Raw genomic sequence first — 21887 nt, forward strand, 5'->3', positions numbered from 1 at the left:
CACTCGAGGAGATCCTGATGAAATTCAAATCGAACCTGCTGACCGCCGCTGCTGCGGTGGCGCTGGGCGCCGCCAGCTTCGCCGGCCACGCGGCCACCCTGAGGGTGGGCAACCAGGGCGACGCCCTGTCCATGGACCCGCATTCGCTCAACGAGTCGCTGCAGCTGAGCGTTACCGAGAACGTCTACGAACCTCTGGTCGTGCGCAACCGCGACTACAAGCTGGCGCCGGCCCTGGCCGCCAGCTGGAAGGCCACCTCGCCCACTGTCTGGCGCTTCGAGCTGCGCAAGGGCGTGCAATTCCATGACGGCACCCCCTTCACCGCCGACGACGTGATCTTCAGCTACGAGCGCGCCAAGAGCGACGGCTCGGACATGAAGACCTACGTCGGCCCGATCAAGGAAATCAAGAAGATCAACGACCACCAGATCGACATCGTCACGACCTCGCCCTTCCCCATCCTGCCGGAGCTGTTCACGCACTTCAACATCATGAGCAAGAAGTGGTGCGAGACCAACCAGGCCACCAAGCCGGTGGACCGTCGCAAGGGCATCGAGAACGCGGCATCGTTCCGCGCCAACGGCACGGGCCCGTTCCGCCTGCGTGAGCGTCAGCCCAATGTGCGCACGACCTTCGTGCGCAATGGCAACTACTGGGGCAAGATCGAAGGCAACGTCGACGAGGTCATCTTCAATGTGATTGGCAACGACGCCACCCGCGTGGCCGCCCTGATCTCGGGCGAGATCGACGCCATGGAGCCGGTGCCCGTGCAGGACGTGGAGCGCATCAAGGGCGCGTCCAACCTCAAGGTCATGCAAGGCCCCGAGCTGCGCGTGATCTTCCTGGGCATGGACCAGAAGCGCGACGAGCTGCTGTTCTCCAACATCAAGGGCAAGAACCCCTTCAAGGACAAGCGCGTCCGCCAGGCCTTCTACCAGTCCATCGACGTCGAGGGCATCAAGCGCACCGTCATGCGCGGTGCCTCGGTGCCGATCGCCCAGATGTTCCCCGAGCAGGTCAACGGTTATGCGCCCGACCTGAACAAGCGCCTGCCCTACGACGTGGAAGGCGCCAAGAAGCTGCTGGCCGAAGCTGGCTACCCCAATGGCTTCGAGGTGACCATGAACTGCCCGAACGACCGCTACGTCAACGACGGCGCGATCTGCCAGGCCGTGGCCGCCAACCTGGCCCGCGCCAACATCAAGATCAAGCTGGAAGTCGAGACCAAGGGCACCTACTTCCCCAAGATCCTGCGCCGCGACACCGGCTTCTACATGCTGGGCTGGACCTCCTCCACGGTGGACGCGCACAACGTGCTGTACGCCATCCTGTCCTCGCCGGGTGAAGGCGGCCGCGGCCAGTTCAATCTGGGCGCTTACAGCAACCCCAAGGTCGATGAGCTGACGGCCAAGATCGCTTCGGAAACCGACGTGAAGAAGCGCAATGAAATGATCCACGAGGCGATCAAGACCCACCAGGACGACATCGGCCACATCCCGCTGCACGCCCAGACCCTGAACTGGGGCGTCAAGAAGAACGTCGACCTGGTGCAATGGCCTGACAACGGCATGATGTGGAGATACGCCACCGTCAAGTGATGAGCAGCGCAGCAATGGGGGGCTGGTTCGGCCGGGCCTGGCACAGCGACGTCGGTTACAGCTTCCGCACCTCCCCGGTCGCGGTGGCCGCGGCCATCGTGGCCTTCGTCTGCCTGTTTTGCGCGGTGTTCGCCAACCTGGTGGCGCCGCACAATCCGTTCAATCTGGCCTCGCTGGAACTGATGGACGCCTTCCTGCCGCCGGCCTGGCTGCCGGAGGGCAGGAGCCGTTACCTGCTGGGCACCGACGACCAGGGCCGCGACATCCTGTCGGCGGTGATGTTCGGTGCGCGCATCTCGCTGTTCGTGGGGATCGCCGCGGTCATGCTGTCGGTGGCCATGGGTGTGAGCCTGGGGCTGCTGGCCGGTTTCGCCGGCGGCAGGATCGACACCGTGATCATGCGCGTCTGCGACGTGATGCTGTCCTTCCCGCCCATCCTGGTCGCGCTGCTGATCATGGGCGTCTCGCGCGCCTTGTTCCCCAACGCGCAGGACATCCTGGTGTTCGGCGTGCTGGTCCTGTCCATCACCCTGACCGGCGGTAGCGGATGGGTGCAGTACGCGCGCACCGTGCGCGGCAGCGTGATGGTCGAGCGCAACAAGGAGTACGTGCAGGCGGCCCGCGTCACCGGCGTGCGGCCGCACCGCATCGTCGTCAAGCACGTGCTGCCCAATATCCTGGGCCCGGTGATGGTGCTGGCCACCATCCAGGTGGCCACCGCCATCATCACCGAGGCCACCTTGTCTTTTCTGGGTGTGGGCGTGCCGCCCAACTCACCGTCCCTGGGCACCCTGATCCAGGTCGGCAACAAGTTCCTGTTCTCCGGCAACTGGTGGATCACGGTGTTCCCCGGCCTGATGCTGGTGGCCATCGCCCTGTCCATCAACCTGCTGGGCGACTGGCTGCGCGATGCGATGAACCCCCGCCTGCGCTGACCCCGACGATCACCATTCCATGAGCCTCCTCCAGGTTGACCGCCTCGTCGTTGAATTCCCCGGCCGCCACGGCACGCTGCGGGCACTCGACGGCATTTCCTTCGAGATCGCCCCGGGGGAGATCCTGGGCGTGGTCGGCGAGTCCGGCGCCGGCAAGTCGCTGACCGGCGCTTCCATCATCGGCCTGCTGGAGCCGCCGGGGCGCATCGCCTCCGGCCAGATCCTGCTGGAAGGCCAACGCATCGACAACCTGCCTTACGAGCAGATGCGCCACATCCGCGGCCGCAAGATCGGCGCCATCTTCCAGGACCCGCTGACTTCGCTGAACCCCTTGTACAGCGTGGGCCGCCAACTGGTCGAAACTATCCAGGCCCACCTGCCGGTGAGCAATGCAGAGGCAAGACGGCGCGCCATCGGCCTGCTGGAGGACACCGGCATTCCGGCGGCGGCCGAGCGCGTCGACCATTTTCCACACCAGTTCTCCGGCGGCATGCGCCAGCGCGTGGTGATCGCCCTGGCGCTGGCGGCCGAGCCCAAGCTGATCGTCGCCGATGAGCCGACCACGGCGCTGGACGTCTCCATCCAGGCGCAGATCATCCAGCTGCTCAAGAAGATCTGCAAGGACCGCGGCGCCGCCGTCATGCTGATCACGCACGACATGGGCGTGATCGCCGAAACCTGCGACCGCGTTGCCGTGCTGTACGCCGGCCGCGTGGCCGAGATCGGCCCGGTGCACGAAGTCATCAACCAGCCGGCCCATCCCTACACCCTGGGATTGATGGCGGCCATTCCCGACATCAGCGTGGACCGTGAACGCCTGCACCAGATCGATGGCGCCATGCCCCGCTTGAACGCCATCCCGGCGGGCTGCGCCTACAACCCGCGCTGCCCGCGGACTTTCGACCGCTGCACCCGGGAGCGCCCTGAGCTGCTGACCGCCGGCGCCACCAGCGCGGCCTGCTGGCTGCACGACGCCCACGCAGGAGCGCAGGCATGAGCGAGTCCAGCACGGTCCCCCTGGTGCAAGCCCAGGACCTGGCCAAGACCTTCGACGTGTCGGCGCCCTGGTTGAACCGGGTGCTCGAAGGCAAGCAGCGACAGCTGCTGCACGCGGTGGACGGCGTGAGTTTCGAGATCCAGAAGGGCCAGACCCTGGCCCTGGTGGGCGAGTCCGGCTGCGGCAAGAGCACGGTGGCCAAGCTGCTGGTCGGCCTGTACGAGCCCAACGAGGGGCGCTTCCGTTTCGATGGCCAGGATGCCCACCAGGCCTACCGCTCGCCGCAGGGCCGGGCCTTGCGCCGGCGCGTGCAGATGATCTTCCAGGACCCCTATGCCAGCCTGAACCCGCGCTGGACGGTGGAAGACATCGTGGGCGAGCCGCTGCTGGAGCACGGCATCGTGACCGCCAAGCCCGAACTCAAAGAGCGCGTTGCCGACCTGCTCAAGTCGGTCGGCCTGTCGCCGCTGGACATGGTCAAGTTCCCGCACCAGTTCTCCGGCGGCCAGCGCCAGCGCATCTCGATTGCCCGCGCACTGGCCACGCAGCCGGAGTTCCTGGTCTGCGACGAGCCGACCTCGGCGCTGGACGTGAGCGTGCAGGCCCAGGTCCTGAACATCATGAAGGACCTGCAGCGCGAGCGCGGCCTGACCTACCTGTTCATCTCGCACAACCTGGCGGTGGTGCGCCACGTGAGCGACCAGGTCGGCGTGATGTACCTGGGCCGCCTGGTGGAACTGGCTGGCAAGCACCAGCTGTTCGGCAATCCGCGCCATCCCTACACGCGCATGCTGCTGGACGCGATCCCGAAGATGCACGACACCGGCCGCTCGCGCACGCCGGTGCAGGGCGAGGTGCCCAACCCGCTGAACCCGCCCACGGGATGCACCTTCCATCCGCGCTGCCCGCACGCCAATGCGCGCTGCAAGGCCGAGCGGCCGGCGCTGCTGACCATCGCCGGCGCCAGGATCGCCTGCCACGCGGTGGAAGAGGGCCGGATCTAGGTTTTCAGGCGTAGCGCTTGTTGCGCAAATTGTTCTTCATCTCGCGCAGCAGCGGCTGCAGGCGGCCGCCGCCGATGCGCAGCGCCACGGTGGTGGCCAGCACGTCGATGATCATCAGGTGCAGCAGGCGCGAGACCATGGGGCTGTAGCGGTCGTAGCCTTCCGGGTGGTCGGCCGCCAGGTGGATGTGGCCGGCCGAGGCCAGCGGCGAGGCCGTCGCGGTAATGACGATGGTGGTCGCCCCGTTCTTGCGGGCGATGTCGCAGGCATCCATCAGGTCGCGCGTGCGGCCCGAGTTGGAGATCACCACCAGGCAGTCACCCGGGCCCAGCATGGAGGCGCTCATCACCTGCATGTGGCCGTCGCTGTACGCGATGGTGTTGACGCCCAGGCGGAAGAACTTGTGCTGCGCGTCCTGCGCCACGATGCCGGAGTTGCCTGCGCCGTAGAACTCGATGCGACGGCCCGTTTTGTAGGTGCCGGCCAGGGCCTCGACCGCCTTCTCGATGGCGAAAGCGGAGGCGTCGTTGCGGTACTTGAGAAAGGCCGCCACCGTGTTGTCGATCACCTTGACCAGCACGTCGCCGGTCTTGTCGTCCACGTCGACACTGCGGTGGATGAAGGGAACGCCTTCGCTGACGCTGCCGGCCAGCTTGAGCTTGAAGTCCGACAGGCCGTCATAGCCCATGCTGCGGCAAAAGCGCACGACCGTGGGCTTGCTGACGTGGGCCCGCTCCGCCAGCTCGGTCACCGGCAGGTTGGCGAAGGCGCGCGGGTCTTCCAGCACGACGCGGCCCACGCGCTGCTCCGCCGGCGCCAGCGAGGACAGCGAAGCTTTGATCCTGTCTAACATTCTTCAGACCAACAGTAGCCGTCCCGGGCGATCATGGCGCTGGACGCGCTGGGCCCCCAGGTGCCGGCGTTGTACGGGCGCAGGCTGCTGCTGTCGGTGCGCCAGTGCTCCAGGATGGGCTCGACCCAGCGCCAGGCTTCTTCCTGCTCGTCGCTGCGCACGAACAGGTTCAGCCGGCCGTCGATCACGTCCAGCAGCAGGCGCTCGTAGGCGCCGACCCGCTCCGAGCCAAAGCGCTTGTCGAAGTCCAGGTCCAGCTGCACCGGCGCCAGCGACTGGATGGCGCGGCGGTTCTCCTGGCCCTCGGCCAGCAGGTGCAGCTCCAGGCCGTCCTTGGGCTGCAGGTTGATCACCAACTGGTTGGTCGCGCCCGGCGGCGACTTGAAGATGGCATGGGGCGCCGGCCGGAAGTTGATGACGATGTGGGCATCGCGCTCGGCCAGCCGCTTGCCGGTGCGCAGGTAGAAGGGCACGCCGGCCCAGCGCCAGTTGGCGATCTCGGTGCGCAGGGCGACGAAGGTCTCGGTCGTGCTGGCGGGGTTCACGCCCGGCTCCTGCCGGTAGCCTGGCACGGCCTCGCCGCCGGACGTGCCCGCCGCGTACTGGCCGCGCACCACATGTTGCGACAGCGTCTGCGCCGTCCAGGGCTTGAGCGAGCGCAGCACCTTGAGCTTCTCGTCGCGGATGGCGTCGGCATGGGCATTGATCGGCGGCTCCATGCCGATGGCGCACAGCAGCTGCAGGGCGTGGTTTTGCACCATGTCGCGCAGCGTGCCGGTCTGGTCGTAGAAGGCGCCGCGCTTTTCCACGCCCAGGTCCTCGGCGATGGTGATCTGGATGTTGGCGATGGTCTCGCGCCGCCACAGCGGCTCGAACAGCGCGTTGCCAAAGCGCAGGGCGAACAGGTTCTGCACCGAGGGCTTGCCCAGGTAGTGGTCGATGCGGAAGATCTGGCGCTCGCTGAAGGCGCGCCGCACAGCCTCGTTGATCAGCCGGTTGGAGGCCAGGTCGTGGCCCAGGGGCTTTTCCAGCACGATGCGGGTCGTCGGGCTGTTCAGGCCGGCGGCGGCCAGCTGCTCGCAGGCCTGGGTGAACAGCGAAGGCGCGGTCGCCAGGTACATCACCACCGTGTCGGCATTGCGCTCGCGCAAGTTGGCCGCCAGTCGCGCGTAATCCTGCGGCTTGGACAGGTCCATCTGGACGAAGTGCAGCAGGGCGGCAAAGCGCGCGAACTCTTCCTCGCTGGGCCGTTTGGCCAGTTCGACCTGGTCGAAGCGGTCGTGGATCAGGGCGCGGTACTGGGCGTCGTTGAGCGCGTCGCGCGCCACGCCGATGATGCGGCCGCCGGAGGGCAGAGTGCCGTGGCGGAAGGCCTGGAACAGCGCGGGCATCAGTTTGCGCCAGGCCAGGTCGCCGGTGCCGCCGAAAAGGACAAGGTCGAAGCTCATGGCAGGAGTGCTTTGGTTTTTTGTGACTGTAACTTAGTTTCATGCCCTTCTGATTGACAGGAACAAGACAGCTTGACGCACCTCCGATCAGTGTTCGGCTGGTGTTTTCCCCGTTCCATTGCACCCTGGCGCTGCCTATGCTCGGCAGGTAATCAAGTTACCCACGACCCACATGAAAAAACTGTCCATTGCAGCCCTGCTGGCGAGCGCTTCCCTGGGCGCCGCGGCCCAGGGCCAGATCAACGTCATCTGCTCGGTGCAGGCCGAGTGGTGCAACCTGATGTCCACCGTCTATGCCCGCACCACGGGCGTCAAGGTCAACATGACGGCCAAGGGTTCGGGCGAGGCCCTGGCCCAGCTCAACGCCGAGAAGGCCAACCCCAAGACCGACATCTGGTTCGGCGGCACGGGCGATCCGCACCTGCAGGCCGCCGAGCAGGGCCTGACGCTGGAGTACAAGTCGGCCCAGCTGGCCCAGCTCTATCCCTGGGCGCAAAAGCAGGCGGTCGATTCCAAGTACCGCACCGTGGGCGTCTACCTGGGCCCGCTGGGCTTCGGCTACAACACCGAGCTGCTGGCCAAGAAGAAGGTCGCGCCGCCCAAGTCCTGGGCCGACCTGCTCAAGCCCGAGTTCAAGGGCGAGGTGCAGATGGCCAACGCCGCCTCCAGCGGGACGTCCTACACCGTCATCGCCACCCTGGTGCAGCTGATGGGCGAGGACAAGGCCTTCGACTACCTGCGTGCGCTGCACAAGAACGTCAGCACCTACACCCGCTCGGGCGTGGCGCCGGCCAAGGCCGCCGCGCGCGGCGAGACCGGCGTGTCCATCAGCTTCGTGCACGACGTCACCACCGAGGCCGTGCAGGGCTTTCCGGTGGCCTCGGTGACGCCGGCCGAGGGCACGGGCGCCGAAGTCGGTTCCATGAGCATCGTCAAGAACGGTCCCAACACCGAGTCGGCCAAGAAGTTCTACGAATGGGCGCTGACGCCCGGCGGCCAGCAGTTCGGTCTGGCGGCCAAGCAGTTCCAGCTGCCCAGCAACTCCAAGGTGCCGGTCGACCCGCGCATGAGCAACCCGGCCAAGATGAAGCTGATCGACTACGACTACGCCAAGTACGGCGCCAGCACCGAGCGCCGCCGCCTGATCGCCAAGTGGGAAAAGGAAGTGCTCAACCAGTCGCGCTGAACACGCGGCTGCGGCGCACGACATGATGGCTGCTGCGAACCGGGCCCCGGCCCTGTGGGCCCTTGCCGGCCTGCTGGCCTATCTGGCCTTGCCCTGGTATGCGATCCAGGATGCCAACGGCCTGACCCAGGTCCTCCAGGTGTTCTCGACGGAACAGGCCGGCAACGGCCTGTTGCAGGCGGCCGCCTTCGGCCGGCCCTGGCTGTGGCTGGGCCTGCTGGGCCTGGCTGTCGCAGCGGTCGGCGCTGCCATGGTGCCCGGGCGGCGCCAGGGCACGGTGCTGCTCGCCGGCGGTGGCCTGGGCCTGCTGGCCCTGCTGGCCAGTGGCTTCCTGGTCGGCGCACGCGGCTGGGCCTTCGAGTCCTTGACAGCGGCCTTCGGCGAGTTGGCCGCGCGCCAGCCAGGCATGGGCTGGGGCGCCTTCGCCGCGCTGACGGCGCTGCTGGTGCTGGCGGCATTTGGTGTCGCCCGGCGCGGCTTTTTCAAGGGCGACCTGTTCGTGGCCGCGGCCGTGCTGGCCTGCGGCAGTTTGCTGCTGCTGTTCATCGTGTTCCCGGTGACCAAGACGCTGGCGGCCGCCTTTGTGGCGGAGGATGGCCAGCCGTCCCTGGCGGCGTTCGCCGAGCGGGTCGCCAATGACCGCAACTTCGGCCTGTCCTGCCTGGCCGGCGGTGTGCGCTGCGGCGTGGCCTGGAACACGCTGTTCCTGGGCCTGCTGACGGCCGGCACCACGACGCTGCTGGGCACGCTGATGGCGCTGATGGCCGAGCGCGGCGGCCGCGCCCTGCGCCGGCCGCTGAACGTCCTGGCCATGCTGCCCATCATCACGCCGCCCTTCGTCGTCGGCCTGGGCCTGATCCTGCTGTTCGGCCGCGCCGGCGTGGTCAACCAGCTGCTGGAAAGCTGGTTCGGCGTCGAGCCCACGCGCTGGTTCTATGGCTGGTTCGGTGTCTGGGTGGCGCAGACCTTCGCCTTCACGCCCATCGCCTTCATGATCATGCGCGGCGTGGTGCAGGGCGTGGCGCCCAGCCTGGAAGAGGCCTCGCAGACCCTGCGCGCCAGCCCGCAGCAGACCTTCATGACGGTGACCCTGCCGCTGCTCAAGCCCGGCCTGGCCAATGCTTTCCTGGTGGGCTTCATCGAGAGCATGGCCGACTTCGGCAACCCTATCGTGGTGGGCGGGCAGTTCTCCGTGCTGTCCACCGAGATCTTCTTTGCCATCGTCGGCGCGCAGTACGACCAGGGCCGTGCCGCCTCGCTGGCCTGGGTGCTGACGCTGTTCGCGCTGGCAGTGTTTGCCATCCAGCGCGCCGTGCTGGGCCGGCAGAACTTCACCACCGTCAGCGGCAAGGGCGATGCCGGCGTGCCGCTGCCGCTGCCGCCGCGGGTCAAGGCCCTGGTCAACGGCCTGGCCTTGCCGTGGATCGCCTTCACCATGGTGGTCTACCTCTTCGCCTTTGCTGGCGGCTTCGTGCAGACCTGGGGCCGCGACTACAGCTTCACGCTGAACCACTTCAAGACGGCTTTCGCGCTGGAGTGGGGGCAGTTCGGCATCGTCTGGGCCGGCACGGCCTGGAACTCCTTCTTCACCACGGTCAAACTTGCCGCGCTGTCCGCGCCGATGACGGCGACGCTGGGTCTGGCCATCGCCTGGCTGCTGGCGCGCACCGAGTTCAAGGGCCAGGGCCTGTTCGAGTTTGCCGCCCTGCTGGCTTTCGCCATCCCCGGCACGGTGCTGGGCGTGAGCTACATCCTGGCCTTCAACGTGCCGCCCTTCGAGCTGACCGGCACGGCGCTGATCATCGTGCTGTGCTTCATCTTCCGCAATCTGCCGGTGGGCGTGCGGGCCGGCACGGCGGCCTTCAAGCAGCTGGACAAGTCGCTCGACGAGGCCTCGGTGATGCTGCGCGCCTCCAGCCTGCAGACCTTGTGGCACGTGGTGCTGCCCTTGCTCAAGCCGGCCATCGTCGCGGCCCTGGTCTACAGCTTCGTGCGCGCCATCACCACGGTGTCGGCCGTGATCTTCCTGGTCACGGCCGAGAACGAACTGGCCACCACCTACATCATCGGCCGCGTCGGCAACGGCGACTACGGCGTCGCGCTGGCCTACTGCACCGTGCTGATCCTGCTCATGAGCGGCGCCACGGCGCTGATCCAGCTGCTGGTCGGCGAGCGCAAGCTGGGGCGGCGCCAGCGCGCAGTCGCGCCGCTGCGGGCGGCAACCCAGGGGACCCCATGAACGCATCCGGCCCAGGCATCGAATTTCGCAACGTCAGCAAGCGCTATGGCAGTCAGGCCGGCGCGCCGCTGGCCGTCAGGGACATCAGCTTCAGTGTGCCCAGCGGCTCGCTGACCACCATCCTGGGCCCCTCGGGCTGCGGCAAGACCACCACCTTGCGCATGATCGCCGGGCTGGAGGCACCGACGGCGGGCCAGATCCTCATCGCCGGCAAGGACGTCACCACGCTGGGGCCGGCGCAGCGCAACGTCAGCATGATGTTCCAGAGCTACGCCCTGTTCCCGCACATGGACGTGGCGCACAACGTGATGTATGGCCTGAAGATGTCCGGCGTGGCCAGGGACGTGGCCCGAGCGCGGGCGACCGAGGCCCTGCGCAACGTCGGCCTGGTGGGCTATGACGACAGGCTGCCCAGCGAGCTGTCCGGCGGACAGCAGCAGCGCGTGGCGCTGGCCCGCGCCCTGGTGCTCGAGCCCGACGTGCTGCTGTTCGACGAGCCGCTGTCCAACCTCGATGCCCGTCTGCGCCGCGAAATGCGCGAAGAGATCCGCTCGCTGCAGCAGCGCCTGGGCCTGACGGTGGCCTATGTCACGCACGACCAGAGCGAGGCCCTGGCCGTGAGCGACCACATCATCGTGATGGACCAGGGCACGATCGCCCAGCGCGGCACGCCGCAGGAGCTGTACGAGTTTCCCAAGAGCGAATTCGTCGCCGGTTTCATGGGCGAGGCCATGCTGTTTGCCGCCCGCGCCGATGCGGCAGGCACCGTCAGCCTGGGGCCGCTGCGCATCACGCCGCGCCAGGCCATGGCGCAAGGCGCGGTGAAGGTGGCGGTGCGGCCCGAGGCCTGGCTGATCGGCCCGCCCGGCGCCGGCATCGCCGGCCGGCTGGCCAAGGCGGCCTACCTGGGCAGCAACTACGAATACGTTTTCGAGACCGAACTGGGCCCGGTCTTCGTGGTCTCGCCCGACATCAGCGCCGCGCTGGCGGTGGGCGCCGACGTTGGACTCAGCCTGGCTGGCCATGGGGTCTCGGTGGTGCAGGTTTCGTAACCGCGACAAGCCGCATCCGGGCGCCGGCCGCTGGATAATGCGGCCATGAACCAACTCGACGCGCTCAAGCAGTTCACCACCGTGGTCGCCGACACCGGCGACTTCCGCCAGCTGGCGCAGTTCCAGCCGCAGGACGCCACGACCAATCCCTCGCTCATCCTCAAGGCGGTGCAAAAGCCCGAGTACGCGCCGCTGCTCCAGGAGACGATGGCCAGGTACCGCACGGCGCCGCTGGACGAGGCCATGGACCGCCTGCTGGTGCGCTTCGGCACCGAGATCCTGTCCATCATCCCCGGCCGGGTCTCGACCGAGGTCGATGCGCGCCTGAGCTTCGACACCAATGCCACCCTGACGCGCGGCGAGCGCATCATCGATCTGTACCGCGCCGCCGGCGTGCCCACCGAGCGCGTGCTGATCAAGGTCGCCGCCACCTGGGAAGGTATCCAGGCGGCCGCCGCCCTGGAGCAGCGCGGCATCCGTACCAACCTCACGCTGCTGTTCTCCTTTGCCCAGGCTGTGGCCTGCGGCCAGGCCAGGGTGCAGCTGATCTCGCCTTTTGTCGGGCGCATCTACGACTGGTACAAGAAGAGCGCCGGCAGCAGCTGGGACGAGGCCGCCAGGGCCGGCGCCAACGATCCCGGCGTGCAGTCCGTGCGCCAGATCTACCAGCACTACAAGCATTTCGGCATCGCCACCGAGGTGATGGGGGCGAGCTTTCGCAACCTGGGCCAGATCACCGCTTTGGCCGGCTGCGACCTGCTGACCATCAGCCCGGAGCTGCTGGCCCAGCTGGCCGCCAGCGATGCGCCGCTGGAGCGCGCGCTCGACCCGCAAGCGGCCAAGAGCATGGCGTTGGAGCCAGTGAACTACGACGAGGCGGGCTTTCGCTATGCGCTCAATGAGGATGCGATGGCCACCGACAAGCTGGCCGAGGGCATCCGTGCTTTCGCCGCCGATGCGGTCAAGCTCGAACAGCTGATGAAGGCGGCCTGAGCATGGCCACTGCCGCCCCGGTCTGGCCGCGCTGCGACGAAACGCCTGCTTGGCACCAGCTGCAGCAGGCGTTCGCAAGCAGTGGCCGCACGTTCGATCTGCGAGCCGCCTTCGCAAGCGATGCGAACCGCTTCCAGGCCTTCAGCCAGGAAGCGCCCCATGTCTTCGCCGACCTGTCCAAGAACCTGGTGGACGCGCCCACGCAGTCGCTGCTGCTGGCGCTGGCGCGCCAGTGCGCTCTGGAAGCGCAGCGTGACGCGATGCTCTCCGGTGCCGCGGTCAACAACACGGAAAACCGTTCTGTTCTCCATGTTTTGTTGAGAAAACAGGCCGCAGCCCCCGGCAATACTTCCGATGCAGCTATTGAAAACATAGCAAGCAAGCTGTCCGACGTGGCGGCAACACGCGACGCCATGCTGGCCTACGCGCAGCAGGTGCGTGCCGATGCGGCCATCACCGACATCGTCAACATCGGCATCGGCGGCTCCGACCTGGGGCCGCAGATGGCGGTGCTGGCGCTCGACGGCCTGGCCACGCCGGGGCGGCGCCTGCACTTCGTGTCCAACGTGGACGGCCACGAGCTGGCGGCCGTGCTGGCCAGGGTCGAGCCGCGCAGCACGCTGTTCCTGGTCGCCTCCAAGACCTTCACCACGGTGGAGACCATGACCAACGCGCGCTCGGCGCGCGACTGGTTCCTGGCCCATGGCGGCACCGACGTGGCCCGCCATTTCGCCGCGCTGACGACCAACGTGCAGGCGGCGCGCGACTTCGGCATCAGCACCACCTTCGGCTTCTGGGACTGGGTGGGCGGGCGCTATTCCCTCTGGTCGGCCATCGGCCTGCCGATCGCCATTGCCATCGGCGCGCAGGGCTTTCGCGAGCTGCTGGCGGGCGCGCAGGCGATGGACGAGCACTTCGCCAGCGCGCCGCTGGAGCGCAACCTGCCGGTGCGCCTGGCCTTGCTGGACGTCTGGTACCGCAACTTCCACGGTTTCAGCAGCCGCAGCATTGCTCCGTACCACAGCGCGCTGCGCCGGCTGCCGGCCTACCTGCAGCAGCTGGAGATGGAGAGCAACGGCAAGCGGGTGGACCGCCACGGCCGGCTGCTGCCCTTTGGCACGGCGCCGGTGCTGTGGGGCGAGCCCGGCACCAATGGCCAGCACGCCTACTTCCAGATGCTGCACCAGGGCACGGACGTGGTGCCGGTGGAGTTCATCGCGGTCAAGCAGGCGGCGCACAAGCTGGCCGGCCACCACACGCAGCTGCTGGCCAATGTGCTGGCGCAGGCCCAGGCCCTGATGCAGGGCAAGGCCGATGCGGGTGGCCACAAGGATTTTCCCGGCAACCGGCCCAGCACCATGCTGGTGCTGGAACGCCTGGATGCGGCCAGCCTGGGCGCCCTGATCGCGCTGCAGGAACACCGCGTGTTCTGCAGCGGCGCGCTGTGGGGCATTAACAGCTTCGACCAATGGGGTGTGGAGTTGGGCAAGGTGCTGGCCGGCGACATCGCGCCGCGCTTTGCCAGCGGTGATCTTCGCGGCCTGGACGGCTCCACCGCCGGCCTGCTGCAGCGCCTGCGCAGCCCAGATGTGACTTCCTGACTGGCGCATTCGCGCCGGGCCGCATACCATGCCCTCGCACCTATCCCGGTGGTGAACATGAGGAGTGAGCGATGGAAGAGATCCAGAAGGCGGTCAAAACCTGCCTGAGCAAGTACGCCGACTTCAATGGCCGCGCGGCCCGGCCGGAGTTCTGGTGGTTCATCCTGGCCCAGGTGGTGGTCAGCCTCGTCCTGAGCATGGTGGCGCCGGTGCTGGGCTGGCTCTTTTCCCTGGCCATGATCGTGCCCACCGTGGCGGCCGGCTCGCGCCGTCTGCATGACATCGGCAAAAGCGGCTGGTTGCAGCTGGTCGGCTTCATCCCGCTGATCGGCTGGATTCTCCTGGTCTACTGGGCGGCCCAGCCTGGCGAGGCGCGCAGCAACCAGTACGGCCTGACGCCGCAGGACGCGGAGCTGCCGGCCACCGTGATGCCCGGCGAACAATAAAAAAGGGCCGCTTGCGCGGCCCTTTTGCTTTGAGCGTGAGCTCAGGCGGACATTACATGTCCATGCCGCCCATACCACCCATGCCGCCCATGCCGCCACCGCCCATGCCGCCGCCGGCAGCTTCTTCCTTGGGGGCTTCAGCAACCATGGCTTCGGTCGTGAGCATCAGCGAAGCGACGGAGGCTGCGTTCTGCAGGGCAGTGCGCGTCACCTTGGTCGGGTCCAGGATGCCCATTTCGATCATGTCGCCGTAGGTGTCGTTGGCGGCGTTGAAGCCGTAGTTGCCCTTGCCGGCCAGCACGGCGTTGACCACGACGGAGGCTTCGCCGCCGGCGTTGTAGACGATCTCGCGCAGGGGCGCTTCGATGGCGCGCAGCACCAGCTTGATGCCGGCGTCCTGGTCGGCGTTGTCGCCCTTGATGGTGCCAGCAGACTGCTTGGCGCGCAGCAGCGCAACGCCGCCGCCAGCCACGATGCCTTCTTCAACGGCGGCACGGGTGGCGTGCAGCGCGTCTTCCACGCGGGCCTTCTTTTCCTTCATCTCGACTTCGGTGGCAGCGCCAACCTTGATCACGGCAACACCGCCGGCCAGCTTGGCCACGCGCTCTTGCAGCTTTTCACGGTCGTAGTCGGACGTGGCTTCCTCGATCTGCACGCGGATCTGCTTGACGCGCGCTTCGATGTCACCAGCGGCGCCGGCGCCGTCGATCACGGTGGTGTTTTCCTTGCCCACTTCGATGCGCTTGGCCTGGCCCAGGTCGGCCAGCGTGACCTTCTCGAGCGTCAGGCCGATTTCTTCGGCGATGACCTTGCCGCCGGTCAGGATGGCGATGTCTTCCAGCATGGCCTTGCGGCGGTCGCCGAAGCCAGGGGCCTTGACGGCGACAACCTTGAGGATGCCGCGCAGCGTGTTGACCACCAGGGTCGCCAGGGCTTCGCCCTCGACTTCTTCGGCAATGATCAGCAGCGGACGGCCGGCCTTGGCGACCTGCTCCAGAACGGGCAGCAGGTCACGGATGTTGCTGATCTTCTTGTCGAACAGCAGCACGAAGGGGTTGTCCAGCAACGCCGATTGCTTCTCGGGGTTGTTGATGAAGTAGGGCGACAGGTAGCCGCGGTCGAACTGCATGCCTTCGACGATGTCCAGCTCGTTGTCCAGGCTCTTGCCGTCTTCGACGGTGATGACGCCTTCCTTGCCGACCTTGTCCATGGCCTTGGCGATGATCTCGCCGATGGATTCGTCGCTGTTGGCCGAGATGGAGCCGACTTGCGCGATTTCCTTGGAGGTGGTGGTGGCCTTGGAGGCCTTCTTGAGCTGCTCGACCAGGGCCACGACGGCCTTGTCGATGCCGCGCTTCAGATCCATCGGGTTCATGCCGGCGGCAACGTACTTCATGCCTTCGTGCACGATGGCCTGGGCCAGCACGGTGGCGGTGGTGGTGCCGTCACCGGCGTTGTCGCTGGTCTTGGAAGCGACTTCCTTGACCATCTGCGCGCCCATGTTCTGAAGCTTGTCCTTCAGTTCGATTTCCTTGGCGACGGACACGCCGTCCTTGGTCACGGTGGGGGCGCCGAAGGAGCGCTCGAGCACCACGTTGCGGCCCTTGGGGCCCAGGGTGACCTTGACTGCGTTGGCCAGGATGTTCACACCCTCGACCATGCGTGCGCGGGCTTCGCCGCCGAAGACTACGTCTTTTGCTGCCATGTTGATGACTCCAGAAATTCAGTTGATCGGTTGATGCGGCGAGAAATTACTTCTCGACCACGGCGAAGAGGTCTTCTTCTTTCATGACGAGCAGTTCGTCGCCATCGACCTTGACGGTCTGGCCGCTGTACTTGCCGAACAGCACGCGGTCGCCCACCTTGACGTTCATGGCCAGCAGTTCGCCCTTGTCGGTCTTCTTGCCAGGACCCACGGCCAGGACTTCGCCCTGGTCAGGCTTCTCGGCGGCTGCGTCGGGGATGACGATGCCCGAGGCGGTCTTGGTTTCGCTGTCGATACGCTTGACGATCACGCGATCGGCGAGAGGACGAAGTTTCATTTGCATCTCCTTGGATGGAAGCGGGGAAGGGGAATCAAAAAGCGCCAACAAAGTTAGCGCTTGTTAACAACGGCGGAGGCTGGTGTTAGCACTCAACTCCGGCGAGTGCTAATCATAAGGGATTTTCTTAGGCATTCAAGCTGGGCGGAAATGGCAGCACCGCATCTGGCATGGCTGAGACGCGCCCCTATAGTGGGCAGCATGGAGACAAGACATGGGGTGGTGGAGGGGCGCGCCGGCCGGCCCCGAGGGAGCTTGCGCCGCTGCGCCGCCATCGCCCAGCGCCGGGTCGCGCGGCTGGACCCGACGGTGCGGGGCCTGCTGTGGTCCATGGTGGCGGGCCTGTTGTTCGTGCTGCTCAACAGCCTGATGCGCGCTCTGGCCTTGCAGCTGGACCCGTTCCAGGCGCAGTTCCTGCGCTATGCCTTCGGCGTGCTGGTGATGCTGCCGCTGATGCTGCCGCTGATGCTGCGCAGCGGCCTGGCCAGCTGGCGGCCGAAAAACATCAGGGGCCAGTTCACGCGCGGCGCCATCCACACCCTGGGTCTGTGCCTGTGGTTCCTGGCCGTGCCCCACATCACGCTGGCCGACACCACGGCCATCGGCTTCACCGGACCCATCTTCATCATGATCGGCGCCGTGCTGATCTTTCGCGAGCCCATGCGCTGGGAGCGCTGGGCTGCTGCTGCGGTGGGTTTTGCCGGCGTGCTGCTGGTCGTCGCCCCCAAGCTGACGGGAGCCGGCGGCATCTATGCGCTGGTCATGCTGGCGTCCGCCCCTGTGTTCGCCGCGTCTTTCCTCATCACCAAGGCCTTGACGCGCTACGAACGCGCCTCGGTGATCGTGGCCTGGCAGACCATCTCGGTCACTTTCTTCAGCTTGCCCCTGGCGCTGCTGCACTGGCAGTGGCCGACGGCTGCGCAATGGGCCGGCTTCCTGGTGTGCGGCATGCTGGGCAGCGCGGGCCACTATTGCCTGACCCGCTCGTTCGGCGTGGCCGACATTTCCGCCACGCAGTCGGTCAAGTTCCTGGACTTGGTCTGGGCCTCGGCCCTGGGCTGGCTGGTGTTTGGCGACCTGCCCAGCCAGTGGACGCTGGTGGGCGGTGTGGTGATCTGCGCCTCCACTTTGTGGATCGCCCGGCGCGAGTCGCGCAGTCCGCGCGCCTGAAGCGCCTTGGGCGCACCGTCAGGACGGCAGGTTGGTGATGCCGCCGGCCACATGGCCTGACGGCACGTGCAAGGCGGCGTGGTTGACGTGGCCGGTCTGGTCGTCGAAGAAGAAATCGGGTTCGAACTCGCGCAGGAACTCACCCTTGGGCAGGCCGCCCAGGAACATCGCTTCGTCGACGTGGATGTTCCAGTCCATCAGGGTGCGGATGGCTCTTTCATGGGCAGGCGCGCTGCGTGCCGTGACCAGGGCCGTGCGGATCTTCATCTCGGTGCCGGCCTGCTGCAGCCGGTGCAAGGCCGCCAGCAGCGGCTTGAAGGGCCCTTCCGGCAGGGGCTGGGCGGCTTTGCTCAGCTCGTGCTGCTGGAATGCGTCCAGGCCCTGGGCCTGGAACACCCGCTCCGCCTCGTCCGAGAAGAGCACGGCGTCGCCGTCGAAGGCGATGCGCACTTCATGGGGGTAGTTGCTGCCGGCCAGCACGGACTCGGTCAGCACCCGCGCCGCGGGAAAGCCGGCGGCAAGGGCTTCACCCACATCCTCGGCGTTCGCGGACAGGAACAGGTGCGCGCGCAAGGGGCGCAGGTAGCGGAACGGCGCCCGGCCCTGGGTGAAGACGCCGCGCTCGAGCTTGATCTGGTTGGCATGGCCGGAGCGGAAGATGCGCATGCCCGAGACCGGGTCGTTGCGCGACAGGATCACGACTTCCACGCGCTGGGTGCTCGCGTCGTTGAAGGCCAGCAGTTTGCGGATCAGCGAGAAGGCGATGCCGGGCCGCGCCGGCGTCTCCAGGCGCTGCAGTTGCAAGGCCATATAGGCTTGGGCCTCGCCGCTTTCGAAGATGCGGTTTTCCTCTTCGAAGTTGAACAGCGCACGCGATGAGATCGCGACCACCAGTTTGTTATCGAGCGTGGCGGCCATCTAGCGGACCCATGTGTTGAGTTGGATGATGGGCAGCAGGACGGCCAGCACGATGAGCATCACGACCAGGCCCATGGTGACGATCAGCAGCGGCTCCAGGATGGTGGCCAGCTGGACGGCCCGGCGCTGAACTTCGGTGCTAAGCTGGTTGGCCGCCCGTTGCAGCATCGCCGGCAGCTGGCCGGTCTGCTCCCCGAGGCGGGCAAACATGCTCAGCAGGCCGGGAAAGCGCTTCTTCTGGGCTATGGCCGAAGCCAGCGGCGCACCTTCGCGCACCAGGACCACGGCGCTGACCGCGTCCGCGCGCATGGCCCGGTTGCTCAGGGTTTCACCGGCCGTCTGCAGTGCCTTCAGGATGGGCACACCGGCCCCGGCGAGCATGGCCAGCGTGCTGGCGAAGCGCGCCGCGTTGTAGCCCCGTGACAATTTGCCGACCAGGGGGATCGTCAGCCAGAAAGCGTCGAAACGTTCCCGGAAGCCATCATTGCGCAGCGCGAACCCCATTCCCGTGGCCGCCAGAACAAGGACGAAGAGCATGGCCCAGCCGTAGTCGCGCACCGCAGAACTGATGCCCAGCATGGCCACCGTCAGGAAGGGCAGGGCGCGCTTGGTGCCGATAAAGACATTGGCCACCTGCGGGACCACGTAGGCGACCAGGAACAGCACGATGGCGATGGCGACCAGGGTCACGATGGCCGGATACAGGGCGGCTGCCAGCAGCTTGGCTTTCAGGGCCTGCCGTTCCTCGAGGTCGTCCGCCAGCTTCTCCAGGACCAGGCCCAGATGGCCGCTTTGCTCGCCGGCGCCAATCACAGCGGTGTAGATCTGGGAGAAATCCCGGGGGAACTGGGCCAGCGCCTTGGCAAAAGCCGAGCCCGCGTTCACTTCCGAGCGCAGCGTTGCCAGCAAATGGCGTTCGGATTCTTTCTCGGCTTCATCCGTCAGGACGGTCAGCGCCCGCTCCAGCGGCAGCCCGGAGCTGATCAGGCCTGCCAGCTGGCGGGTCCAGATGGCCAGGCCGGTGGAACTGAAGACGGGACGGGTCAGGAGGCTCCAGCCGCCTGTCTGGCTTTGGGCAGGGGAGGCGCCGACCAGCACCACTTGCAAGGGGACCAGGGTCTGGGTTCGCAGCAGGCCTCGGGCCGCTTTGACCGTGTCTGCCTCCATCACCCCCTTGCGGATGGCGCCCTGGGTGTCCAAAGCTTCAAAGGAATACGCTGGCATGGCCCATTATCGGGGCCCCGCTGCCAGATCGAACCCCCAACGCAGTTGCCCTCAGGCCTGGCGCAGCCGGAAGCGCTGGAGCTTGCCGGTTTCGGTGCGCGGCAGGGCGGTGACGAATTCGATCTCGCGCGGGTACTTGAAGGGCGCGATCGTGGCTTTGACGTGGTCCTGCAAGGCCTTGACCAGCGCGGGGTCGCCCTGCTGGCCGGGCTTGAGCACGCAGAACGCCTTGACGATCATGCCGCGGTCCTCGTCGGGCTTGCCGATCACGCCGCATTCGGCGACGGCGGGATGCCGCAGCAGCGCGTCCTCCACCTCCGGGCCGCCGACGTTGTAGCCGGCCGTGATGATCATGTCGTCGTCGCGTGCCTGGTAGAAGAAGTAGCCGTCCGCGTCCTGGGTGAAGGCATCGCCGGGGTAGTTCCAGCCGTCCTTCACGTAGCGTGCCTGGCGCGCATCGTCCAGATAGCGGCAGCCCGTTGGCCCCACCACGGCCAACTTGCCGACGGTGCCGCGCGGCACTTCCTGGCCGGCATCGTCCACCACCTTGGCCGTGTAGCCCGGCACAACCTTGCCGATGGCGCCCGGCCGCACGTCGGCACCGGCCGAGGAAATGAAGATATGAAACATTTCGGTGGCGCCGATGCCGTCGAGCATCTCGATGCCGCTGGCCTGCTTCCACAGCTGCCGGGTGGCATCGGGCAGGGCCTCGCCGGCGCTCACGCAGATGCGCAGCTGGCCGATGCCATGCTGCTTGGCAAACGGCGCCATCTGCCGGTAGAAGGTGGGCGCGGTGTAGCAGATGGTCGCGCCGACCTCGTTCATCAGCTGCACCATGGCCTGCGGCGTGTACGGCACGTCGGGGAAGTAGACCGAGGCGCCGGCCCACATCGGGAACAGCAGCAGGCCGCCCAGACCGAAAGTGAAAGCCAGCGGCGGCGAGCCCATGACCACGTCGTCGGGCCTGGCCCGCAGGATGTGGCGCGGCCAGGCCTCGCAGGCAGCCAGCACATCGCGGTGGCTGTGCAGGGCCGCCTTGGGTTTGCCGGTGGTGCCCGAGGTGAAGGCCATCAGGGCGATGTCATCGGCGGCCGTGGGGCAGGCGCTGAAACGCCCGTCCTTGGTGGCCGAGCGCACGGCCATCGAGCCCGGCGCGTCCAGGGTGTTGAAAGCGATGACGTCGCGCAGGACAGGGCGGCCTTCGCGCGCCAGTTCCAGTTCTTCCATCAGCTTCAGATCGCACAGGGCCAGCACCGGCTGCGCCTTGTCGATGATGTCGCCCAGTTCGCGGGCGCGCAGCAAGGGCATGGTGGCCACGGCAACCAGGCCGGCCTTGACCACCGCCAGCCAGGCCAGGGACAGGCCGACGGAGTTGCCCCCGCGCAGCAGCACGCGGTTGCCCGGCGCCAGACCAAAGTCCTCGGTCAGTACCTGGGCGATGCGGTTGACCCGCTCCTGCACCTCGGCGTAGGTCAGCGTGATGCGGCTGGAACGCAGCAGGGGACGCTCGCCCAAACCCTTGGCCTGCGCCTTGTCCAGCAACTCCTCCACCAGGTTCAGCTGACCGGGCAGCTGCAGTTCGGGGCGCTCGTAAAGCATGGTCGGCCGCTGGCCGGGCGGCGGCAGGCGGTCATGGACAAAGCGATCAGTCTGTGCCGACATGGTCTTCCTTCTGGCGGTGTCAGGCCGCAGCCTGGCTGTGGCTGCGCGAATGGTCCTTGACCTTGCCCAGCAGCTTGTACAGGGTGGCGATGTCGCGCTCGCTCAGCGCCGAAAAAGCCTCGACGATCCATTCCTCGTGCTGGCCGGCCATCTCGTGGAACAGCTTGCGGCCCTTGGCGGTCAGGCGCACGCGGTAGGCGCGGCGGTCGCCTTCGACGTCGACGCGGTCGACCAGGCCTTCGGCCGCCAACTGGTCGGTGATGCCGGTGACGTTGCCGCCTGTGACCATCATGCGGCGCGACAGCTCGTTCATCTTCAGCCCTTCGGGCGAGCGTTCGAGCTGGGCCATCAGATCGAAGCGCGGCAAGGTGGTGTCGAAGCGTTCGCGCAGCTGGCCGCGCACCTGCTTTTCCACGATCTGGGTGCAGGTCAGCAGGCGCAGCCACAGGCGCAATGCCTCGGGGTGCTCGCTGTGCGCTCTGGCTTCCATGTCCATGGGACGTCCTTTGCTGATGGTCT

At 67.0% G+C, this 21887-nt stretch carries 19 protein-coding genes; 11 read left to right on the forward strand and 8 right to left on the reverse strand.

The features are described 5' to 3' along the window. The first annotated feature begins 17 nt into the window (after positions 1-17). The 4 genes from Q0632_RS18360 to Q0632_RS18375 are packed head-to-tail and all read left to right on the forward strand — an operon-like array spanning position 18 to position 4534. Positions 18-1598 carry an ABC transporter substrate-binding protein gene (locus tag Q0632_RS18360; RefSeq protein ID WP_298932911.1) on the forward strand — a complete coding sequence of 527 codons (1581 nt, stop codon included), beginning with the start codon at positions 18-20 and terminating at the stop codon, positions 1596-1598. Then, positions 1598-2533: an ABC transporter permease gene (locus tag Q0632_RS18365; protein WP_298932913.1), complete on the forward strand. Its 936-nt coding sequence runs from the start codon at positions 1598-1600 to the stop codon at positions 2531-2533. Before Q0632_RS18360 ends, Q0632_RS18365 begins: the two co-directional genes overlap by 1 nt. 19 nt (positions 2534-2552) lie before the next feature. Next, positions 2553-3530, forward strand: coding sequence for an ABC transporter ATP-binding protein (locus tag Q0632_RS18370; protein WP_298932915.1), 978 nt, complete (start codon positions 2553-2555; stop codon positions 3528-3530). After that, positions 3527-4534 carry an ABC transporter ATP-binding protein gene (locus tag Q0632_RS18375; protein WP_298932917.1) on the forward strand — a complete coding sequence of 336 codons (1008 nt, stop codon included), beginning with the start codon at positions 3527-3529 and terminating at the stop codon, positions 4532-4534. The genes Q0632_RS18370 and Q0632_RS18375 overlap by 4 nt, the downstream gene beginning before the upstream one ends. Positions 4535-4538: 4 nt before the next feature. Here the strand turns inward: Q0632_RS18375 and Q0632_RS18380 are convergent, their stop codons facing one another. Together Q0632_RS18380 and zwf are read right to left on the reverse strand one after the other, a co-directional pair. Continuing rightward, complete coding sequence (locus Q0632_RS18380; protein WP_298932920.1) at positions 4539-5387, reverse strand: SIS domain-containing protein; 849 nt, start codon at positions 5385-5387, stop codon at positions 4539-4541. Next, positions 5381-6835: a glucose-6-phosphate dehydrogenase gene (zwf, locus tag Q0632_RS18385; protein WP_298932922.1), complete on the reverse strand. Its 1455-nt coding sequence runs from the start codon at positions 6833-6835 to the stop codon at positions 5381-5383. Before zwf ends, Q0632_RS18380 begins: the two co-directional genes overlap by 7 nt. A gap of 172 nt (positions 6836-7007) precedes the next feature. On the opposite strand from zwf, the gene Q0632_RS18390 reads away from it, so the two are divergent. The 6 genes from Q0632_RS18390 (at position 7008) to Q0632_RS18415 (ending at position 14352) form a co-directional block, all read left to right on the forward strand. Further along, the gene (locus tag Q0632_RS18390; protein ID WP_298932924.1) at positions 7008-8021 is read left to right on the forward strand and encodes an ABC transporter substrate-binding protein; all 1014 of its coding nucleotides are present in this window, start codon (positions 7008-7010) and stop codon (positions 8019-8021) included. A 22-nt stretch (positions 8022-8043) separates the two neighbouring features. Further along, entirely contained in the window at positions 8044-10260 is a 2217-nt protein-coding gene (locus Q0632_RS18395; RefSeq protein WP_298932926.1) for an iron ABC transporter permease, read from the forward strand. Continuing rightward, positions 10257-11312 (forward strand): ABC transporter ATP-binding protein, encoded by a 1056-nt coding sequence (locus Q0632_RS18400; protein ID WP_298932928.1) that lies wholly within the window; start codon positions 10257-10259, stop codon positions 11310-11312. Before Q0632_RS18395 ends, Q0632_RS18400 begins: the two co-directional genes overlap by 4 nt. Positions 11313-11357: 45 nt before the next feature. Then, positions 11358-12305: a transaldolase gene (gene tal, locus Q0632_RS18405; RefSeq protein WP_298932930.1), complete on the forward strand. Its 948-nt coding sequence runs from the start codon at positions 11358-11360 to the stop codon at positions 12303-12305. Positions 12306-12307: 2 nt separating this feature from the next. Then, a complete protein-coding gene (pgi, locus tag Q0632_RS18410; protein WP_298932931.1) occupies positions 12308-13906 on the forward strand; it encodes a glucose-6-phosphate isomerase in 1599 nt (532 codons plus the stop codon). Between the two features lie 71 nt (positions 13907-13977). Then, positions 13978-14352 (forward strand): DUF805 domain-containing protein, encoded by a 375-nt coding sequence (locus Q0632_RS18415; protein ID WP_298932933.1) that lies wholly within the window; start codon positions 13978-13980, stop codon positions 14350-14352. A 52-nt stretch (positions 14353-14404) separates the two neighbouring features. Here Q0632_RS18415 and groL read toward each other — a convergent pair whose 3' ends face one another. Next, on the reverse strand, positions 14405-16057 hold the full coding sequence (groL, locus tag Q0632_RS18420; protein WP_298932935.1) for a chaperonin GroEL: 1653 nt from the start codon (positions 16055-16057) through the stop codon (positions 14405-14407). 46 nt (positions 16058-16103) lie between these two features. Continuing rightward, the gene (gene groES / locus Q0632_RS18425) at positions 16104-16394 is read right to left on the reverse strand and encodes a co-chaperone GroES (protein WP_298932937.1); all 291 of its coding nucleotides are present in this window, start codon (positions 16392-16394) and stop codon (positions 16104-16106) included. Positions 16395-16595: 201 nt separating this feature from the next. Between groES and Q0632_RS18430 the strand changes: the two genes are divergently transcribed. Then, complete coding sequence (locus Q0632_RS18430; protein ID WP_298932939.1) at positions 16596-17564, forward strand: DMT family transporter; 969 nt, start codon at positions 16596-16598, stop codon at positions 17562-17564. Positions 17565-17582: 18 nt separating this feature from the next. Here the strand turns inward: Q0632_RS18430 and Q0632_RS18435 are convergent, their stop codons facing one another. Genes Q0632_RS18435 through Q0632_RS18450 form a run of 4 tightly spaced genes read right to left on the reverse strand, consistent with a single transcriptional unit; the run spans position 17583 to position 21864 of the window. Next, positions 17583-18482, reverse strand: a complete 900-nt coding sequence (locus tag Q0632_RS18435) for a 5'-nucleotidase (protein WP_298932940.1) — start codon at positions 18480-18482, stop codon at positions 17583-17585. Beyond that, positions 18483-19706 (reverse strand): type II secretion system inner membrane protein GspF, encoded by a 1224-nt coding sequence (gene gspF / locus Q0632_RS18440; protein ID WP_298932942.1) that lies wholly within the window; start codon positions 19704-19706, stop codon positions 18483-18485. Between the two features lie 51 nt (positions 19707-19757). Continuing rightward, on the reverse strand, positions 19758-21368 hold the full coding sequence (locus tag Q0632_RS18445; RefSeq protein WP_298932944.1) for an AMP-binding protein: 1611 nt from the start codon (positions 21366-21368) through the stop codon (positions 19758-19760). A gap of 19 nt (positions 21369-21387) precedes the next feature. Then, entirely contained in the window at positions 21388-21864 is a 477-nt protein-coding gene (locus tag Q0632_RS18450) for a MarR family winged helix-turn-helix transcriptional regulator (RefSeq protein WP_298932946.1), read from the reverse strand. Between the last annotated feature and the right edge of the window lie 23 nt (positions 21865-21887).

Source organism: uncultured Ramlibacter sp. (genome assembly GCF_936925435.1).
Lineage (GTDB): Bacteria > Pseudomonadota > Gammaproteobacteria > Burkholderiales > Burkholderiaceae_C > Ramlibacter.

What these genes read in the sequence shown, in the direction of transcription:
- tal (WP_298932930.1), top strand. Translation starts at nt 11,358, where the DNA reads ATGAACCAACTCGACGCGCTCAAGCAGTTCACCACCGTGGTCGCCGAC.
- Q0632_RS18430 (WP_298932939.1), top strand. Translation starts at nt 16,596, where the DNA reads ATGGAGACAAGACATGGGGTGGTGGAGGGGCGCGCCGGCCGGCCCCGA.
- Q0632_RS18380 (WP_298932920.1), bottom strand. Translation starts at nt 5,387, where the DNA reads ATGTTAGACAGGATCAAAGCTTCGCTGTCCTCGCTGGCGCCGGCGGAG.
- Q0632_RS18415 (WP_298932933.1), top strand. Translation starts at nt 13,978, where the DNA reads ATGGAAGAGATCCAGAAGGCGGTCAAAACCTGCCTGAGCAAGTACGCC.
- Q0632_RS18360 (WP_298932911.1), top strand. Translation starts at nt 18, where the DNA reads ATGAAATTCAAATCGAACCTGCTGACCGCCGCTGCTGCGGTGGCGCTG.
- Q0632_RS18375 (WP_298932917.1), top strand. Translation starts at nt 3,527, where the DNA reads ATGAGCGAGTCCAGCACGGTCCCCCTGGTGCAAGCCCAGGACCTGGCC.
- Q0632_RS18370 (WP_298932915.1), top strand. Translation starts at nt 2,553, where the DNA reads ATGAGCCTCCTCCAGGTTGACCGCCTCGTCGTTGAATTCCCCGGCCGC.
- Q0632_RS18450 (WP_298932946.1), bottom strand. Translation starts at nt 21,864, where the DNA reads ATGGACATGGAAGCCAGAGCGCACAGCGAGCACCCCGAGGCATTGCGC.
- Q0632_RS18445 (WP_298932944.1), bottom strand. Translation starts at nt 21,368, where the DNA reads ATGTCGGCACAGACTGATCGCTTTGTCCATGACCGCCTGCCGCCGCCC.
- Q0632_RS18395 (WP_298932926.1), top strand. Translation starts at nt 8,044, where the DNA reads ATGATGGCTGCTGCGAACCGGGCCCCGGCCCTGTGGGCCCTTGCCGGC.
- zwf (WP_298932922.1), bottom strand. Translation starts at nt 6,835, where the DNA reads ATGAGCTTCGACCTTGTCCTTTTCGGCGGCACCGGCGACCTGGCCTGG.
- Q0632_RS18365 (WP_298932913.1), top strand. Translation starts at nt 1,598, where the DNA reads ATGAGCAGCGCAGCAATGGGGGGCTGGTTCGGCCGGGCCTGGCACAGC.
- Q0632_RS18390 (WP_298932924.1), top strand. Translation starts at nt 7,008, where the DNA reads ATGAAAAAACTGTCCATTGCAGCCCTGCTGGCGAGCGCTTCCCTGGGC.
- Q0632_RS18400 (WP_298932928.1), top strand. Translation starts at nt 10,257, where the DNA reads ATGAACGCATCCGGCCCAGGCATCGAATTTCGCAACGTCAGCAAGCGC.
- gspF (WP_298932942.1), bottom strand. Translation starts at nt 19,706, where the DNA reads ATGCCAGCGTATTCCTTTGAAGCTTTGGACACCCAGGGCGCCATCCGC.
- groES (WP_298932937.1), bottom strand. Translation starts at nt 16,394, where the DNA reads ATGAAACTTCGTCCTCTCGCCGATCGCGTGATCGTCAAGCGTATCGAC.
- pgi (WP_298932931.1), top strand. Translation starts at nt 12,308, where the DNA reads ATGGCCACTGCCGCCCCGGTCTGGCCGCGCTGCGACGAAACGCCTGCT.
- groL (WP_298932935.1), bottom strand. Translation starts at nt 16,057, where the DNA reads ATGGCAGCAAAAGACGTAGTCTTCGGCGGCGAAGCCCGCGCACGCATG.
- Q0632_RS18435 (WP_298932940.1), bottom strand. Translation starts at nt 18,482, where the DNA reads ATGGCCGCCACGCTCGATAACAAACTGGTGGTCGCGATCTCATCGCGT.